13 protein-coding genes are annotated in these 18,503 nt (G+C 63.1%); 6 read left to right on the top strand and 7 right to left on the bottom strand.

Annotated elements, in window-relative coordinates; translation table 11 throughout:
* The first annotated feature begins 711 nt into the window (after nucleotides 1–711).
* The 3 genes from RN01_RS29020 to RN01_RS29010 all read left to right on the top strand — a co-directional run bounded on the left by RN01_RS29020 (nucleotide 712) and on the right by RN01_RS29010 (nucleotide 4,063).
* Nucleotides 712–1,665, top strand: a complete 954-nt coding sequence (locus tag RN01_RS29020; protein WP_017514598.1) for a LysR family transcriptional regulator — start codon at nucleotides 712–714, stop codon at nucleotides 1,663–1,665.
* Between the two features lie 302 nt (nucleotides 1,666–1,967).
* On the top strand, nucleotides 1,968–2,633 hold the full coding sequence (locus RN01_RS29015) for a response regulator (protein ID WP_024570628.1): 666 nt from the start codon (nucleotides 1,968–1,970) through the stop codon (nucleotides 2,631–2,633).
* 8 nt (nucleotides 2,634–2,641) lie between these two features.
* The gene (locus RN01_RS29010; RefSeq protein WP_223277410.1) at nucleotides 2,642–4,063 is read left to right on the top strand and encodes a cobyrinate a,c-diamide synthase; all 1,422 of its coding nucleotides are present in this window, start codon (nucleotides 2,642–2,644) and stop codon (nucleotides 4,061–4,063) included.
* Nucleotides 4,064–4,088: 25 nt separating this feature from the next.
* Here RN01_RS29010 and RN01_RS29005 read toward each other — a convergent pair whose 3' ends face one another.
* The 4 genes from RN01_RS29005 to RN01_RS28990 all read right to left on the bottom strand — a co-directional run bounded on the left by RN01_RS29005 (nucleotide 4,089) and on the right by RN01_RS28990 (nucleotide 8,449).
* Nucleotides 4,089–4,550: a MarR family winged helix-turn-helix transcriptional regulator gene (locus tag RN01_RS29005; protein WP_024570630.1), complete on the bottom strand. Its 462-nt coding sequence runs from the start codon at nucleotides 4,548–4,550 to the stop codon at nucleotides 4,089–4,091.
* Between the two features lie 47 nt (nucleotides 4,551–4,597).
* Complete coding sequence (locus RN01_RS29000) at nucleotides 4,598–6,124, bottom strand: MFS transporter (RefSeq protein ID WP_017511995.1); 1,527 nt, start codon at nucleotides 6,122–6,124, stop codon at nucleotides 4,598–4,600.
* A gap of 233 nt (nucleotides 6,125–6,357) precedes the next feature.
* Entirely contained in the window at nucleotides 6,358–7,758 is a 1,401-nt protein-coding gene (locus RN01_RS28995; RefSeq protein WP_017511994.1) for a sensor histidine kinase, read from the bottom strand.
* Between the two features lie 19 nt (nucleotides 7,759–7,777).
* Complete coding sequence (locus tag RN01_RS28990) at nucleotides 7,778–8,449, bottom strand: response regulator (protein WP_011518445.1); 672 nt, start codon at nucleotides 8,447–8,449, stop codon at nucleotides 7,778–7,780.
* 128 nt (nucleotides 8,450–8,577) lie between these two features.
* Here RN01_RS28990 and RN01_RS28985 point away from each other — a divergent pair, with 128 nt between their 5' ends.
* The 3 genes from RN01_RS28985 to rocF all read left to right on the top strand — a co-directional run bounded on the left by RN01_RS28985 (nucleotide 8,578) and on the right by rocF (nucleotide 11,644).
* Entirely contained in the window at nucleotides 8,578–9,567 is a 990-nt protein-coding gene (locus RN01_RS28985) for a tripartite tricarboxylate transporter substrate binding protein (protein WP_035836303.1), read from the top strand.
* An 81-nt stretch (nucleotides 9,568–9,648) separates the two neighbouring features.
* Nucleotides 9,649–10,638 (top strand): tripartite tricarboxylate transporter substrate binding protein, encoded by a 990-nt coding sequence (locus tag RN01_RS28980; RefSeq protein ID WP_011518443.1) that lies wholly within the window; start codon nucleotides 9,649–9,651, stop codon nucleotides 10,636–10,638.
* A gap of 97 nt (nucleotides 10,639–10,735) precedes the next feature.
* Nucleotides 10,736–11,644, top strand: a complete 909-nt coding sequence (rocF, locus tag RN01_RS28975) for an arginase (RefSeq protein WP_017511992.1) — start codon at nucleotides 10,736–10,738, stop codon at nucleotides 11,642–11,644.
* 93 nt (nucleotides 11,645–11,737) lie between these two features.
* On the opposite strand, the gene RN01_RS28970 is transcribed toward rocF, so the two are convergent.
* From RN01_RS28970 to RN01_RS28960, 3 genes are read right to left on the bottom strand one after another with little or no spacing between them, the layout of a single operon-like run.
* Entirely contained in the window at nucleotides 11,738–13,237 is a 1,500-nt protein-coding gene (locus tag RN01_RS28970; protein ID WP_017511991.1) for an AdeC/AdeK/OprM family multidrug efflux complex outer membrane factor, read from the bottom strand.
* Entirely contained in the window at nucleotides 13,234–16,380 is a 3,147-nt protein-coding gene (locus RN01_RS28965) for an efflux RND transporter permease subunit (RefSeq protein ID WP_017511990.1), read from the bottom strand. Before RN01_RS28965 ends, RN01_RS28970 begins: the two co-directional genes overlap by 4 nt.
* Before the next feature lie 26 nt (nucleotides 16,381–16,406).
* Nucleotides 16,407–17,570: an efflux RND transporter periplasmic adaptor subunit gene (locus RN01_RS28960; protein WP_017511989.1), complete on the bottom strand. Its 1,164-nt coding sequence runs from the start codon at nucleotides 17,568–17,570 to the stop codon at nucleotides 16,407–16,409.
* Nucleotides 17,571–18,503: the final 933 nt, after the last annotated feature.

Genomic DNA, 18,503 nt, shown 5'->3' with positions numbered 1-18,503 from the left:
ACAGGATTGTCGGGATACGCCCACAACAATTCGGCACAATCCGCACACTCACATTTGCAATTCAAATTTTGTTATTCCAATTTGGAAAAATTCCTACCTCTGTCATTATCAACTGACAGTCCAGGATGCTGAATTCACGCCGGAATTTGGCGTCGACTAACGCACTCCCATTGACGGAAACCCCCATTTGAGGCGGGTTTCAGGGTTGTATCGTTGTTCGTACATAGTGTCTTTGTTGGTATGGCACAACCGTCTGGAAGTTGAGCATTACTAGTAGTTTCCAGAATGTTGTATTAAGATTTCTACGCATCAACTAAATTTCGAAACGCCTGCAATGGCGCCGCCCGGCGCATGAGGACAGGCGTCAAAGCGGTACGGCGTCGGCAGATGACGCCGCCACAAGCCGCTGCATATTTCCTGGTCTGACGAATAGGAGCCATTGCCGTAGCACGCACCGGATACACAAACCCGTGCGGTCTGGAGGAAGTGGTGGCTGCAGGGCGCGATGCGGACATTCAGCGTCCGCGCGCGGCGTCTTCGGTTGCCAGGGCGCCTCGCCGTCGCCCCCGCCCGTTTTTGGTAGTGCCAGCAGTACCTGCCATCGCCCTCGCCGAATTTCCGCAAGGAGAGCCGGCCGGCAGTCAGAAGCAGTAGTGATGTTGCATCACCAGAACAAATAACAAAGTAGAACTCGGATCGGGAGAAGTCAGTATGCGGCACGTCAGCACGAAGCTATTGCATGTTTTCGTTCTGCTTATGGAGTATCGCGACCTCAATGCGGTTGCGGCTTGCACTCAGGGGCGCGTACCCACAGTGGCATATAGCCTGGCGCGATTGCGCGAAATCACCGGCGATGCCTTGTTCGTGAAACGAAATGGCGCACTGGAACCCACGCCTCATGCGTTGCGGCTCGAGCAGACCGCGCGTCAGATTCTGGCCAAATGGAATCAACTCGTGCAGCCAAGCGGGGAACATGCCGCCCAGGCAACCCGAGGCCGACGCATTTCGATCGGATTTTCTTCGTCAATTGGCGATCCGGTCATTACCGAAATCCTGACCGCCCTGGGCGAACGCTTCCCGCAGGACAGCTTCATCACGCGGCCGGTCATTGCCGATGCGGCGCTGGCGGATAGCCTGGATAGCGGCGATCTCGACTGCGCCTTCGTCGTCGATGGCGCCAACGTGCCCGACTCGGTCATCCCACATAGCATCATGGCCACGCCGCGACGCCTGATCAGCGTCACACGCACGGGGTCGATGGACGACGTGGAAAGCGACTGGATCCTGCTGCAGGAAGACTGCGACGCCGCAAGTCCCCTACGTGGATTCCTGGAGCGCCAGGCCCTTGCTCCCGGCCATCGCGAAACCGTGGTGCCGTCGTGGCATACCCAGATCACGCTGTTACATGCGGCAGGTGGCATCTGCCCGGTGCTCGACTTCAACGTGCCGCTCGTCACACGCGATCGCAAGGCACGCCTGCTGGCGCCACCCAGCAGTTTCCCGGCCTGGGCAGCGCTTCATTTCTGGATGCCCCAGGAGTCTGATGACCGCAACACGCTCCGCGACATCATGGATGTCGGCGCCTCGGTACTGCGAGACCCTCTCAAGGCCATCGACGGGCGCCGTCAGGCGCGACAACCCGCCAGGCCTCTTGCAGTAGCCTGACCCACACGTATTGATGCCAATCGACGACCCCGTGGCGCATCGCGCCACGGGGTCGTTTGCGTTCGATGTCACCAACGCAAGGCAATGCAGTACGTTTTTTGCGAATCCTCTTACTCCCTTCCCGCGAACCGGGCATTAATCTCGCCGTGCATCGCGGTGCTCTCCGAGTCGTCTCCCGTTTGATTCGCGGTTCCGCGTGCGCGCAGTTGCTGCGTGTTCGCGCCGTACGCCACTCCCGCGTGCGGCGCTTTTTTGACGCCAGCGTGAAGCCGTATCCGACCCATATGTTCAGGAGTCATTGGATGACGTTGAGGATTTTGCTGGCCGACGACCACCCCGTCATTACGGCGGCAATCCGAGCCAGGGTACAGTCGTCGCAGACTGGCTGGGAAGTCTGCGGCGAAGCCGCCAGTGCCACGGAGTTGCAGCAACAGGTCGATCTGCTCCAACCGGATGTGGTCGTGACCGACTTCCACATGCCCGGCCCCACCGAACTCGATGGCGTGCGCCTGATCACGTCGCTGCGGCGACGACACCCGTCGATATCCGTGGTGGTGCTCACCATGATCACGAATCCGCTCGTGCTACGCACGATACTGGATGTCCGCGTGCATGGGCTGTTGATCAAGGACAGTCCGCTGGCGGAAATCATGACCGCAATCGGGCGAGCCCAGCGCGGTTTTACCTACATCGGCAAGTCCGCGCTACGCGCGCTGGCACCCACCGAACTCCGGACGATGCTGCCATGCGGGCGCGATGGCGAGCAGCGGCCGTCCGCGCGCGAGATGGAGGTACTGCGGCTATACCTGACCGGCCGCACGGTAACCGAGATCGCGACCACGCTGTGCCGCAGCGTCAAGACCATCAGCCGGCAAAAGAACTGCGCCATGCAGAAGCTCGGCGTCACCAATGACCGCGAGCTGTTCGAGTGTGTGGCACTTCAGGGCATGGTCCTGCCACGGAGCTAAAGGTGGTGATGTCTGCCCGATATAATCCATCGCATCGCATGGCGCTGCCGCCGTGCATTGCCACCTCCGAGATGCCCCCGCTTCCTATTCAATCCTCTCCGTTGGACACGACAACACGAACCGGCACGCGCCCGGTCCCCGCGTTGCTCGTTGCCGCCCCCGCATCGGGGCAGGGCAAGACCACGGTCACCGCCGCCTTGGCACGCCTTCATGCGCGGCAGGGCCGTACCGTGCGCGTATTCAAGATCGGACCCGATTTCCTCGACCCGACGTTGCTTGCCGCCGCCAGCGGTGCTCCGGTGCAATCGATCGATCTCTGGATGACAGGGGAAGCCGACGCTCGCCAACGTCTTGCCCTGGCCGCGCAGACCGCGGATCTGATTCTTGTCGAAGGTGTCATGGGCCTGCACGATGGCACGCCGAGCAGTGCGGACGTTGCGCGACGTTTTGGACTACCGGTCCTCGCCGTCATTCAGGCAGGCGCGATGGCGCAAACGTTCGGTGCCGTGGCCCACGGCCTGGCGACCTACGGCGAGCCATTTCACGCGATGCACGTGCTGGCGAATGGCGTCGGCAGCGCACGCCATGCCGACATGCTGCGAGACAGCCTGCCGCGTGACATCCACTGGGCCGGCGCGTTGGCCCGCGATGATGCGGCGGCGTTGCCGGAGCGGCATCTTGGCCTGTTCAGCGCCGACGAGCTTCCCGACCTTACCGCGCGACTGGATCGCATGGCGGATGCCTTGGCCGCACTGCCGCTATCGCACCTGCCAGCGCCGATCGTATTTCCGGACACGCCCACGCAGCAATTGCCGCGCCTGCTGGAGGGCCGGCGCATCGCCATCGCGCGCGACGATGCCTTCCGGTTCATTTATCCGGCCAATGTGGAAACATTGAACGCGCTAGGGGCGCATATCACATGGTTCTCGCCCTTGCGTGACGCGGCTTTGCCGCACTGTGACGCGCTATGGCTGCCCGGTGGCTACCCCGAACTGCACGCCGCCGCGCTCGCCGCGAATGTGCCGATGCACAACGCGATCCGCGCGGCGCACGCACGCGGCCTGCCAATGCTGGCGGAGTGCGGCGGCATGATGGCGCTGTTCGACAACCTGGTGGACAAGGAAGGGCAAACCCATCGCATGGCCGGGCTGCTGCCCGGCACGGTGACGATGCAAATACGACTGGCGGCAATCGGCCATCAGGCCATTGAGCTACCTACGAGGGAAGGCATGGTCGGCCAGCCGGTACGCGGACACACGTTTCACTACTCGACCACCGACACTCCGCTGACCCCGCTCCTGCACGCGCGGTCACCGCGCGATGATGGAACCGGGGAAGCTGTCTATCGGTCCGGGTCGCTTACCGCGTCCTACGTGCACCTGTACTTCCCTTCGAACCCAACGGCCGTTGCGGCGTTGTTTGGCGGATAGAGGGGAGCCAGGCGACGCTGCCTGATCAGGCGGCGTCGCGTTCCGCCTGCGTGCGCGCGACTGCGTCGGCGATGCCCGCCTCGAGCTGAACCAGCCCCTTCGAGAGGTTGTGCATCGTCGTTTCCGTGACGTTAGCCAGCACGTCCTGCAGGAATGCCGAGCGGCGCGGCATTGCCTGGTCGACGATCTCGCGGCCAAGCGCGCTCAGCATGACGTTGGTCATGCGGTTGTCGCGCTCGCTGGTCATGCGGTCGACCCAACCCAGTTCCTGCAACGTCTTGAGCTGGCGTGTCAGCGCGCCCGGGTCCATGCCAACACGATCGGCCAGCGGCTTCTGAGCGATCGGGCCTTCGTGCCCATACAACGCGAACAGAATGCGCCAACGCGGCAACGGGTGTCCGATTCGCTGTTCAAATGCCGCAGCATAAGCCCGGTAGGTCCGGCCAAATTGCTGCAGGACAGCCAGGCTTTGTCGCTCCAGTTCCACTCCACTCCTCCTGTAGGCGAATGCGATTCACATCCGCACGGCTGTCATCAGTCCGCAGCCATCACGGGTTCATGTACCCGCATCAATTTGATCGGCGGAACCCGGCGCGCGCGCCAGACACCGAACAATGCAGCGATTGCCGCCAGCAACAGGCCAAGATGGATGGCGCCGACGAGGGACACCCGCGCCTGTTCCAGCAGCAGGGCTCCATTGTGCCCTGCCTGCTGCAAATTGGTCAGCAATTCTGCCTGCGCGGCCTTGTCGATCAGGATCTGCGGGTCGGTCATCCTGGCAGTCCAATCCGTCGCATTGGCGGCAGCCAGCGCCGACGTCACGCCGGACGTGTAGCTGCGCGTGACCAGCGTGCCAACCAGTGCTGTCCCGACCATCCCGCCGACCATCCGCAGCGACTGAAGCATGGCCGTAGCGATGCCGAGATGGGCACGGCCGGCAGTCTGCTGAGCGAATACCGTCAGATTGGGCAGGATAAAGCCCAGTCCGAGCCCCGCCAGCAACATGATCGAAAGCAGCAGATTGTGATGCATACCGCGCGTCGCCTGCGAGAGACCCAGCAGCGCCAGCGCCAGCATCGCGAATCCCGCGTAGAGCATGGCATTGGGGCGCGGGATCCGGGTGATGATGCGGCCGTTCACAATAGATCCGATCGTGATGCATACGACCAGCGGCGTCACCAGCAGCCCGGCCTCCTTCGGCGAATAGCCAAACCCACCCTGGAACAGCAGCGGAGCGTACAGCAGCAAGCCGAACATCGTGAAGCCCGCCAGCACGGAAAGCACGAACAGCGACGCAAGGCTCGGATTGCGGAACATGTCGAACGGCAGAATTGGATTCGCTGATTTACGCGACCAATGCCACAGCGCAACGAACGCGGCGATGGAGAAGACCATCAGGCCGATCGTCACAACGCCGAGCCCCCGTTCAGGCAGCCACTCCACCGATAGTTGCAAACTACCCAGCCCTGCCGCGATCAGTGCGGCGCCAGCCCAGTCGATACGGATCGGCTCGGTATGCGACTGATGACGCAGATGCGGCAGGAATCGCCAGGCAATCAGCAAACCCAGCAAGCCAACCGGCAGGTTGATGTAGAACACCGCTCGCCATCCGAACCACTCGGTCAGCACACCGCCCAACGACGGGCCGATCGCATTGGCCAGACCGAACGCCGTGCTCATCATGACCTGCCAACGCAAGCGCACATGCGGATCAGGGAACAGATCGGGAACGCAGGCGAACGCCGTGCCGACCAACATGCCGCCACCGATCCCCTGCAATGCGCGGGCAGCTACCAGGAACGGCATGTTCGTAGCCATGCCGCAAAGCGCCGATGCCGCCACGAACACGACGATCGAGGCCAGCACAAACGGCTTGCGCCCGTAATAGTCGCCAAGTCGCCCGAAAATGGGCACGGTAATGACCGACGTCAGCAGGTAGGCCGTAGCCACCCATGCGTAAAACTCGAAGCCCTGCAACTCCGCCACCACGGTTGGCAGCGCGGTACTGACCACGGTCTGGTCGAGTGCAACCAGCATCACGACAAATGCGATGCCGGTCATCGCAAGCAAAGACTCGCGAAAAGGCAGGACCTGCCCTTTCCTCACCGACTGGTTGGCCGGTGATCCTGCTACTGCCCTGGCAGGTGATACATCCTGCTCAGGGCGAAATTCCGAAGTCATTTTGTTGCCCGATCAATCGTTGTTGCATCAATGAATCAGGGATTATAGGCCGTCGTCTGATGACTTGCAGGGGGGAGTTACAAATGGCCAATCGGATTGGATTGCAGCGCCTGTCAGGCCACAGCGGGCGGTGCGGCGGGGGCCGCCGGCAGCGTCACCCTGACGCGTAGCCCGCCCTTGTCGCCGGACTCCAGTTGCACGCTGCCCTGATGCGCTTCGCAGATTTGCCGAACGATCGCCAGACCAAGTCCGCTCCCCGCCCCGGGCGTGCCGGCGATGCGAACGAAGCGTTCGAACACGCGTTCGCGATCCGCCGAAGGGATGCCGGGCCCGCTATCGTCGACCAGAATGCAGAGCGTGCTGTCGGACCGCTCCACCGTCACGGAGATGCTCCCGCCAGCCGGCGTGTAGCTCACGGCATTGTGCAGGAGGTTGGCCAGCATCTCTCGTAGCATGGCCTCGTTGCCAACGACCCATGCACCAGCCGGACATTCGCCCACGCTGAGATCCTGCCTCCGCTCCCGCGCATGGAGATACCACTCCGCGCAGATATCGCGGCAAAGGTTGCCCAGTTCGATGCGCTGCATCGCGTCACCATCCGGCGTAAGGACGTCGCCATCCCCAGTACGCGCCAACGTCAGCAACTGGTTGGTCAACCGCACTGTCCGGTCGATGGCGGCCTTGACCTCGGCGAGATCGCCGCCGTTATCCGAAGCGCGTATGCGCTGGTCCACGTGGCCCCTGACCAGCGTCAGCGATGGCCGAAGCTGATGCGCGGCATCGTCGAGAAAGCGCTTCTGGTTTTCGACGATGACCCGCAGACGTTCGAGGTACTGATTCAGCGTTTGCAGCAGCGGCTGGATTTCCCTGGGCAGGTCATCGCCCTCGACCGGAGCGAGGTCCGATGCCCGGCGGGCCTGAATGCGATCCTGCAACCGCTTCAGCGGCCGCAGCGTAGCCGCCACCGTCAACGCCAGCAACGTCATCGAGACGCCGATCATCGCCGCCTGTTGCCAGAGCATGGTGAACAGCAACCGTCTGGCCATGTCGTCCCGCATCTCCAGCGTTTCCCCCACCTGCACCAGCGCAACGCCCTGCTGCCCGCCTTCGGTCACCGGCTGCCACAGCGCCGCCACGCGCAGGGGCGTCCCGGTATAGGCATCATCATAGAAATGGACCAGCGCCGGATAGTCCTCGCTGCGCGGCACATTGGCCGGCATTGCCGGGAAGTCCTTCTCGCCGGAGACGAAATGGCCCGCCGGGTCCAGCACGCGATAGAAAATCCGCCCCCGCGCATCGATCTGGAACGTATCGAGCGCGCCATAGGGGACGTTGACGGTCACCCGCCCGTTAGTCACGTGAATACGCTCGGCAATCGAGCGCGTGGAGGCCAGCAGCGTTCGGTCGTGCGCCTGATTGGCTTCCTTCAGCGCGGTGCGATATGAGGCGAAAGCCGAGACGATGCCGACGGTCAGCAACGCTAGCGCCAGGCGCCAGAGCAGGGTCCGGCGCAAGCTCGTCGCCGAAGGCTGCCTAGCCATCCTGACGCTGTTCCAGCAGATAGCCGACGCCTCGCACGGCGGTGATGACCAGGCCGCTCGGCTTCAGCTTCTTCCTGACCCGCGACACATACAGTTCGATGGTTTCGGGATTGACCTCGTCGTCGATCGAGAACACGCACTGGAACAGCACGTCCCGGGTGGCGACGCGGCCGGCCCTCAGGAACAGCGCTTCCAGCACCGCCAGTTCGCGCCGGCTCAACGTCAACGCCGTGCCCTCGCAGTAGAACGATCTCTCCACCGAATCGAATGACAGGCCGCCGTAGGTAGTCACCGGCTGGCCACCCTGGCGGCGGCGAAGCTGCGCCTTGATGCGTGCCTCGAGTTCGCCAAGGTCGAAGGGCTTGGCGATATAGTCGTCGGCCCCGAGGTCGAGGCCCAGGATGCGATCGGCGATCTCGCTGCGGGCCGTCAGGATCAGCACCGGTGTCGTGACACCCTGCGTCCGGATCGAGCGCAGAACGTCCAACCCGTCGACCTTCCCCAGCGAGAGGTCCAGAAGGATCAGATCGTAGGAAGCGGTGGCGATCATCAGCAGCGCGGCCTCGCCGTCCACGGCGTGGTCAATGACGAAGCCGCTGTCTCCGAGGGACTTGATGACCAGCGCAGCCAGATCCGGGTGATCTTCAACGAGTAGCAGGCGCACGTTTGGCAGGGTTTACGTTAAGCAATCTGGCAGGCGTTCGACAGCTTGGCGACAGCCGACCGACTTAGCATGGCAAGACAGAAATGATAGCCATCCAGCGCGGACTGCGGGGATGGCCAAGTCAAAAAATGGGAGACAGTCCAGTGCGAACGCTATACCTGTTCGCCCTGTTGCTGATAGGCGGCGTGCAGACCGCCCACGCAGCGCAGGCGGAAACGCCGCAACCGCGGTGCATCGCGCCGGCCAGGCCGGGCGGCGGCTACGACCTGACCTGCCGGATCGCGAAGCTCGGGCTGGACGAGGCCAGGGCACTGCCCGCACGGTTGCAGATCGACTATCGGCCCGGTGGGATCGGCGCGGTCATGTTCGACGCCGTGGTGGAGCAGTCTCCCGATGATGCCAACACCATCGTGGCATTCTCGAGCGGCGCGCTACTGAACCTGGCCAGCGGCAGGTTCAGCAAGTATGGGCCCGACAGCGTCAAGTGGCTGGTCGCGATTGGCGTCGACCACGGCATGATCGCCGTCGACGCCCGTTCGCCGTACCTGACCCTGAAGGACCTTGTGACCGCGATGAAGGCCGACCCGCGCAAAGTGCTGTTCGGCATCGGCGGCTCCGCGGGCAGCCAGGACTGGATGAAGGCAACCCTGCTTGCCCGGCAAGCAGGGCTGGACCGTAACGCCATGCGCTATGTGGCGTTCGAAGGCGGCGGCGAGGCGATGACCGCGCTGATGACGGGACATGTGCAGGCCGTTCCCGGCGATATCGGCGAGGCCGTCGACCTGATCGAGACGCACAAGATTCGCGTGCTGGCCGTGCTGGCCGATCAACGCCTGCCCGGCCGCTTCGCGTCGATTCCCACCGCGAAGGAACAGGGGCTCGACGTGCAATGGCCCATCGTGCGCGGCTTCTACATGGGACCGAAGGTAGCCGAGCAGGACCGGCGCCGCTGGGGCAACGCGCTGCAGCGGGCGGCCGGCACCCATGCATACGTACAGGCACTGGAAACGCATGGCATCGTGCCCACCCCGATGTCCGGGCCGGAGCTGGACACCTACGTCCAGAACAAGGTTCGCGATTACAGGCGGCTCGCGCGCGAGTTCGACCTCATCAAGTAAGCAGGCCTGCCGGAGCCTCCGGCGGACTGTCCCAGGCCGTCCTGGCCTTCCATAGAACGATAAAACTCCGAGAGAAACGATATGTCCCAGTTTGATTCTTCGCGTCGACGGGTCCTTGGCGCAACGGGTGCGCTGGCTGCCGCCGCAATGCTCCCGAGCCTGTCACGCGCGCAGACGTGGCCGTCCAAGACAATCCGCTTCGTCGTGCCGTTCGCGCCCGGCGGCAGTTCCGAGATCATCGCGCGCTCCGTAGCCGCCGAACTGACCTCGCAGCTGGGCGTGTCGGTCTTCGTCGAAAACAAGCCGGGAGGCGCGGGCAATGTGGCGATGGGCGAAGTGGCCCGCGCGGACGATCAGCACACCATCATCCTGGGTCATATTGGTACGCTGGCGGTGAACCCCTTCATCTTTCCGAAGCTGCCATACGACGTGAACAAGGACTTCACACCAGTGTCGCTACTGGCCAAGGTGCCGAGCCTGTACGTAGTACATCCCGATGTGCCCGCGAAGAACCTCAAGGAGTTCGTAGCGCTGGCAAAGAGCAAGCCCGGCAAGCTCAACTACGGCTCAGCGGGCAACGGCAGTGCAGGCCACCTCGCATTCGAGTACCTGAAGGAAGCGGCCGGCATCTTCGTGCTGCACGTGCCGTACCGTGGCAGCGGCCCGCAGATCACGGACCTGCTGTCCGGCCGGCTGGAGGCGGCGGCCGTCGGCGCGCCGGCGATCCTGCCCTTCATCAAGTCCGGCAAGCTGCGCTGCATCGCCACGGGCTCCGCGCAGCGCATTCCGCAATTGCCGGATGTGCCGACCGTCGCCGAGCAGGGCTACCCGGGATTCGAGATGACCCAGTGGTATGGCATCCTTGCGCCGTCGTCGATGTCGAAGGCCGCCGTCGACAAGCTGGCCGCAGCCAGCGCAAAGAGCGTGCGCAGCCCGGCGGCGTCAAGCCGCATGACCGCCGATGCGGCGATCGTCGTCGGCGATACGCCCGCCGAGTTCGCCAGCTTCATCGCCCAGGAGCAGAAGCGCTGGAAACCGATCATCGCCCGGGCGTCGATCAAGCCGGACTGAGACCTCGCCGACATCTCGCCAGCATCTCGCTGACGTTCGACACCCGTTCGTGCCATGATGGCAGGCATCTATCGTCGCCACTGAACCTGGAGACCCCATGAAGCCTGTCACCCTGATTGGCGCGCCGACCGACGTGGGCGCCAGCATCCGTGGCGCCTCGATGGGCCCCGAAGCCTTGCGCGTGGCGGACATCGCCGGCGCCCTGGTGCGCAACGGCCTCGATGTCACCGATCTGGGCAACCTCGTGGGCCCCGGCAACCCGAACCTGCCACCCACCGATGGTGTTCGGCACCTGCCGGAGGTTGTCGCCTGGAACCGTCTGGTCATGGACGCCACATACCAGGCCCTGGCCGCCGGCCAGTTGCCACTGCTGATGGGTGGCGACCACTGCCTCGCGATTGGCTCGGTCAATGCAGCGGCTCGCTATTGCCGCGAGCAGGGAAAGAAGCTCTTGGTGCTCTGGCTCGATGCGCACGCCGATGCCAACACCGGCATCACCAGCCCGACCGGGAACACCCATGGCATGCCGGTGGCGTGCCTGTGCGGGGATGGTCCCGCCCCGCTTGCGTCGCTAGGCGGCGTGACGCCCGCCACCTCACCGCGGAACATTCGGCAGATCGGCATCCGCAGTGTCGATGCCGAGGAAAAGAAGCGGCTGCGTGAGCTGGGCCTGACCGTCTACGACATGCGTTACATCGACGAGAACGGCATGAGGGCCACGATGGAGCAGGCATTGGCGGGCATCGATGCCGATACCCATCTGCATGTCAGCTTTGACGTGGATTTCCTCGACAGCCAGATTGCGCCGGGCGTCGGCACGGCGGTTCGCGGCGGGCCTACCTATCGAGAAGCGCATCTCGCACTGGAAATGATCGAGGACACCGGGGCCCTGAGCTCCATCGACGTGGTCGAACTGAACCCCGCGCGCGACGTCCACAACCAGACCGCCGAGCTGGTCGTCGAATTGCTGGAGAGCCTGTTCGGGAAATCGACGCTGCTGCGTTGATGGCGCGAGCCCCGCTGGCTCGCGGCAGGCAATAAAAAAGGAGGCAGTCAGAGACTGCCTCCTTTCGATGCCGGTGCTCCGGTCGACTACGGTCTACGATACCGACCGTGCGCCGCCGCCCGTGCTGCCGGTCGTCGAACTTCCGGCCCCATCCGCTGGCGCGCCATTCTCCGGCTTGTGCGTGACATCGGTCCAGCCACCGCCAAGCGCCTTGTACAGGTTCACCTCGCTGGTGAGCTGGTTGAGGCGATCGGTGATCAGCGTCTGTTGCGCGTTATAGAGCTGACGCTGCGCATCGAGCAATGTCAGGTAGCTATCCACGCCAGTACTGTACCGATGTTCAGCCAGCGTGAAGTAGTCCTGGCTTGCCCGGACGAGCCGCACCTGCGCCTGAACCTGATCCGAGAACGTGCCGCGTGCGGCCAGTCCATCAGCCACCTCGCGGAAGGCGCCCTGGATCGTCCGCTCGTACGTCGCGACGTTGATGTCCTTCTGGATCTTTGCGTAGTCGAGGCTTGCCTTCAGGCTGCCTGCCGTAAAGATCGGCAGCACGATCTGCGGCGAGAACAGCCACGTGCCCTGGCCGGCCGCGAACAGGTCCGACAACTGCCTGCTGGCCGTGCCGGCCGACGCCGTCAGCGTGATGCGCGGGAAAAACGCCGCACGCGCCGCGCCGATGTCCGCGTTGGCCGCCTTGAGCCGATGCTCGGCCGAAAGGATGTCCGGGCGATTCTGCAGCAGATCGGACGGCAGTCCCACCGGCACCTCTGCCACGAGCTTCTCCTCCAGCCCCAACCCTTGCGGCAGATCCGCCGGCATGCCCGAACCCAGCAACAGCGTCAGCGCATTAGTGTCCTGCGCCAGCGCACGCGTGTATGCCGCCAGCGAAGCCCGCGCGGTTTCAACCTGCGTTTCCGACTGACGCAACTCCAGCCGCGAGGCGATGCCTTCCTCGAAGCGGCGGCGCGTAAGGTTGTACGTTCGTTCGTACGTAGTCAGCGTGTCGCGCGTGACTTTGAGTTGCTCCTCGTCCGCGCGCAGCGTCAGGTAGGCATTGGCAACGCTGGCCACCAGTGCGATCTGCGTGCTTCGGCGCGCCTCATCACCCGCGAGGTACTGCTCGAACGCGGCCTCGCTAAGGCTGCGCAACCGGCCAAACAGGTCGAGTTCCCAAGCCGTGGTTCCCAGCGACACGCCGTACTGGCTGCTGATCACACGTTGACCGGTGGCCGACGGATCCGCCGGCACGCGCTGCCGCGTGCCCTGCGCCGCAGCGTCGACCTGCGGAAACAGGTCTGCACGCTGGATACGGTACTGCGCGCGATAAGCTTCCACGTTCAACACGGCCACGCGCAGATCGCGGTTGTTCTCGAGCGAGACCTGGATCAGCTCGCGCAAACGCGGATCGGTGAAGTAGTCGCGCCAACCAAGGTCGACGGCCGTCACCGACGCATCGACCGCAGCCGTCTTCGGATAGGCATCACCCTGCGGGAACGTCGCATCGACCGGCGCGGCGGGCCGCTCGTAGTTGGGAATCAGGCTGCAGCCGCTCAGCGCCGCCACGGCGGCCAGGCAAAGTAGCGTCTTTCTCATGCTTGGGCTCCCTTCTCGAGGGAGGACGAATCTGACTTGCCGCGCCGCTCCTTGAGCGCGCTGACCATGACAAAGAACAGCGGCACCCAGAAGATGGCGAGCACGGTGGCGGTGATCATGCCGCCGATCACGCCGGTACCGATGGCGTGCTGGCTGCCCGCGCCGGCGCCTTGCGACACCGCCAGCGGGAACACGCCCAGCATGAACGCCATCGAGGTCATGATGATGGGGCGCAAACGCATTCGGCACGCCTCCACCGCCGCCTCCACGAGGCCCTTGCCGTGATCGTGCAGTTCCTTGGCGAATTCCACGATCAGAATCGCGTTCTTCGCTGAAAGGCCCACCGTGGTCAACAGGCCCACCTGGAAGAACACGTCGTTCGACAGCCCTCGCGCGAGTGTGGCCAGCAGCGCGCCGATCACCCCGAGCGGCACCACCAGCATCACCGAGAACGGAATCGACCAGCTTTCATACAGCGCCGCCAGACAGAGGAACACCACCAGCAGCGACAACGCGTACAGCGCTGGCGCCTGGGAGCCCGACAACCGTTCTTCGTACGACAGGCCCGTCCACGAATAGGAGATGCCGGCTGGCATCTGCTTCATGATTTCCTCTACCGCCGCCATGGCTTCACCCGAGCTCTTGCCTGCTGCCGGCTCGCCGAGGATTTCCACCGCCGGCACACCGTTGTAGCGCTGCAGCTTCGGTGATCCAAAGCCCCACTTGCCCGTGGCAAACGACGAGAACGGCACCATGTCACCCTTGTCGTTGCGCACGAACCACTTGTTGAGGTCCTCTGGCGACATGCGCGAGTTCGGCCGACCCTGCAGGTACACGCGCTTGACGCGGCCCCGGTCGATGAAGTCGTTCACGTAGCTGGAACCCCAGGCAATCGACACCGTGCTATTGATATCCGCCAGAGACAGGCCCAACGCGCGCGCGCGTTCATCGTCGATTTCAAGGACGTACTGCGGCTCGTCATTGAGGCCGTTCGGACGCACTCGCTGCAACGCTGGGCTCTTGGCTGCAAGCGCCAGGAACTTGTTGCGCGCGTTCATCAGCGCGTCATGCCCCAGGCCGGCCTGATCCTGCATATAGAAGTCGAAGCCCGTGGCGTTACCGAGTTCCTGCACTGCCGGCGGCGCGAAGGCAAATGCCAGAGAGTCGCGGAACGTGCTGAACTTGGCCTGCGCCCGCTTGGTCAGGTCGAACACGCTCGTGGCATCGCCTTCGCGATCCTTGAACGGCTTCAGCAGAATAAACGCGAGACCCGAACTCTGGCCACGGCCGGCAAAGTTGAAGCCGTTCACGGTGAAGAGCGACTCTACGATCTTGCCTTCGTCATTCAGCAGGTAGTTGCGCATCTGGTCAAGCACGGCCTGCGTGCGCTCGGCCGACGAGCCGGCCGGCGTCTGCACCTGCGCGTACAGCACGCCCTGATCTTCTTCCGGCAGGAACGAGGTCGGGATGCGCGTGAACAGGAAACCCATCACCACCACGATCGCCAGATAGATCAGCAGGAACGGGGCGCGGCGCTTGAGAATGCCGGAGACCCCGCGCTCATAGCTTTGCGTCGACCGGATGAAACTGCGGTTAAACCAGCCGAAGAAGCCCTGCTTGTGCTCGCCGTGATCGCCCTTCTCGATCGGCTGGAGCATCGTCGCGCACAACGCCGGCGTGAGAATAAGCGCCACGAGCACAGACAACACCATCGCAGAAACGATCGTGATCGAGAACTGGCGATAGATCACGCCCGTCGAGCCCCCGAAGAACGCCATCGGCAGGAACACCGCGGACAGCACCAGCGCGATACCAACCAGCGCGCCCTGGATCTGCCCCATCGATTTTCGTGCGGCTTCCTTTGGCCCCAGCCCGTCTTCGGCCATCACCCGCTCGACGTTCTCGACCACCACGATGGCATCGTCCACCAGCAGACCGATGGCAAGCACCATGCCGAACATCGTCAGTGTGTTGATCGAGTAGCCAAACGCGGCCAACACGCCGAACGTGCCGAGCAGCACCACCGGCACCGCGATCGTCGGGATCAGCGTGGCGCGGAAGTTCTGCAGGAACAGATACATCACCAGGAAGACGAGCACGATTGCCTCGAGCAGCGTCTTGATCACCTCATGGATCGAGTCGGAGATCACCGGCGTCGTGTCATACGGGAACACCACCTTGATGCCCGCCGGGAACGTCGGTTCCAGCTGAGCCAGCGTGTTGTGGATGTTCTTGACCGTCTCCAGCGCGTTGGCGCCGGATGCCAGACGAATCGCGATACCCGATGCCGGGCGGCCGTTGTACTGCGCGTTGATCGTGTAGTCCTGGCCGCCCAGAGCAACATCGGCCACGTCCTTCAGGCGCACCTGCGAGCCATCTGGATTGACCTTGAGCAGGATGTCGCCGAACTGTTCGGCGGTCTGGAGACGCGTCTTGCCGATCACCGTCGCGTTGAGCTGCTGTCCGCGAACCGCCGGCAGGCCACCAAGCTGTCCCGAGGCCACCTGGACGTTCTGCGCCTTGATCGCGTTGCTTACATCCAGCGGCGCGAGCTGGTAGCTGTTGAGCTTGGCCGGGTCCAGCCAGATCCGCATCGCATACTGCGAACCGAACACCTGGAAGTCGCCCACCCCTGCGGTACGCGACAGCGGATCCTGGATGTTCGAAACGATGTAGTTCGACAGATCCTCCCGCGTCATGTTGGGGTCGGTCGAAATCAGACCCACGATCAGCAGGAAGTTACGCACCGACTTGGTCACGCGAATCCCCTGCTGCTGCACTTCCTGCGGCAACAGTGGCGTGGCAAGTGCAAGCTTGTTCTGCACCTGCACCTGCGCAATATCCGGGTTGGTGCCTTGCTCGAACGTGACCGTGATGGTCATGCTGCCGTCGGAGTTCGATTCCGACGAGATGTAGCGGAGGCGATCCAGGCCATTCAGCTGCTGCTCGATCACCTGCACCACCGTATCCTGCACCGTCTGCGCCGAAGCGCCCGGGTAGGTTACGGAGATGGCGATGGTCGGCGGCGCGATCGCCGGGTATTGGTTGATCGGCAGCGACCTGATGGAGAGCACGCCGGCCAACATGATGACCAGCGCAATCACCCAGGCAAAGATCGGCCGCTCGATAAAGAAATTAGACATGGCAAATCCTCATGCGTCCGTCCCGTTCAGGACTTTGCCGCGGGGGCCGACGCCGCGCTCGGGGCCGAAGCCTCCACGGCACCGGCTGTGGCCGCATCGGCTTCGATGGCCTTGACCTTCGCACCCGGGCGCACAAACTGCAGGCCCTCGACGATCACGCGATCACCGGCTTTCAGGCCTGCGGTAACGAGCCATTTGTCGCCGACCGTGCGGTCTGTCGAGAGAATGCGCTGTTCCACTTCGTTGTTGGCATTGACCACCAGTGAAGTCGCCTGACCCTTCAGGTCACGCGTGACGCCGCGCTGCGGTGCCAGGATGGCGGCAGTCTTGACGCCTTCCGCCAGACGCGCATGAACGAACATGCCCGGCAGCAGTTCATTTCGTGGGTTCGGGAAAACAGCGCGCAGCGTCACGGAACCCGTGCCCTGGTCGACCGCGACTTCCGAGAACTCGAGACGACCGGGCTCCGAATAGACGCTGCCATCTTCAAGCTGCAGCGTAACCTTGGCCGCATTCGCACCGGCACCCTGCAGCTGGCCGTTGGCCAGTTCACGACGCAGGCGGAGGATTGCCGACGACGGCTGAGTCACATCCACATAGATCGGATCGAGCTGCTGAATCGTTGCCAGCGCGTTAGCCTGGCCGTTCGTTACCAGCGCGCCTTCGGTGACGAGCGATCGGCTGATACGGCCGGAAATCGGCGAAAGGACCTTGGTGTAGCGCAGATTGATATGCGCCTGGTCTACAGCGGCTTTGGCTTGCAGGTAGGATGCCTGCGCCTCGGCGTACTGCTGCTTGCTGACGGCTTCCTCTCCGACCAACTTGCCGTAGCGTTCGGCAAGCAAGCGCGCCGATTCGAGATTTGCCTCGGCGCTCTTCGCAGTAGCTTCATAGGTCGACGGATCGATCTGGTACAACTGCTGGCCCTGCTTCACATCGCTGCCTTCGACAAACAGACGCTTCTGCAGGATGCCATTGACCTGAGGGCGAACCTCGGCGATCCGGTAGGGCATGGTGCGCCCAGGCAAGGAACTGTCGAGCGTAACGTTCTCGTCCTTCAGCGTGACAACTTTCACTTCAGGCGTCTGGGCCGCAGGCGGCTTGTTGTCCTTGCCGCACGCGGAAAGTACTGTTACGGCAACAGCCAGAATGCCTGGAATCAAAGCACGCCGGGCGCGCATTGCTTGCATAGCGATATCCTCGAGGATGAAACGGATGAGTTCTTCTTGGGGCCTGGTTGGCCAGACCGGCTGACCGCGCTACGCGCGGACGCAATTGGCGTGCCTACCATCGGCACTTGTCGGTTATCGGGTTCAGCGGATTGTCATCGCCATTCGCCCCTGCTTTCGCCAGATAGCTGGCCTCGAAATACTCAACGCCGGACGCGCACGCGTCCGGCTGGCAGGGTGACTTAGATGCCCGCCCCGCTCCCCGTATTCTGACTGTCTTGCACAATCTTCTGTTATCGCTGTTACCGTCATTCGCGCGAGTTCGTGCCCGAATCTGAGTGAGCATCGTCTCGCCGATCGCAACAATAGACCAAGGCCCGATATCGGATCCCAAAGCTTGCTGGCAATGACTTCAACGGTAACGTTTGCCGGCCGGGTGTCGCCCAGAACGCTCTGCGCGCTGACAAGGTCCTCCTCCGAACCCTTTGTCACACCGCTGCGGCAATGCAGCATTTGAGCAGCATGCATTTGAATCAGTTCAATAAGCATGCTGCCAATAGCGCGTCATCCTACCAGTTTGTAGATCGGTTAGGGTCACTGGAAATCGACCTGTAATGCGGTGAAATACTCGCAATAGATGCGTTCCGACGACATTTCGCGGGCTCGCACGAGTTTTCAACCGCCGAGATACACGCTCGCGGGACGGTGTTTTGCGTGAGCGGGACAGTGAGACGGGCTCTTGCGAATTGCGCAGTAAAAAGGCCCACGCCGATATGGCGTGGGCCTTTTTACTGAATTTCGAGTTGTATTGGCAGATGTTCCCGCCGGCGACGCTGCGCAAACAAACCGTGCCGCCAAAGCAAAACCCCCAGCTTATGGGGCTGGGGGTTTTGGGTATAAGAGCCTGGCGATGACCTACTTTCACACGGGTAGTCCGCACTATCATCGGCGCGA

It is taken from the genome of Cupriavidus sp. SHE, assembly GCF_000812445.1.
GTDB lineage: Bacteria > Pseudomonadota > Gammaproteobacteria > Burkholderiales > Burkholderiaceae > Cupriavidus > Cupriavidus metallidurans.
The sequence above is the reverse complement of the archived record's forward strand: the minus strand, read 5'-3'. Positions and strand labels throughout refer to the sequence as shown.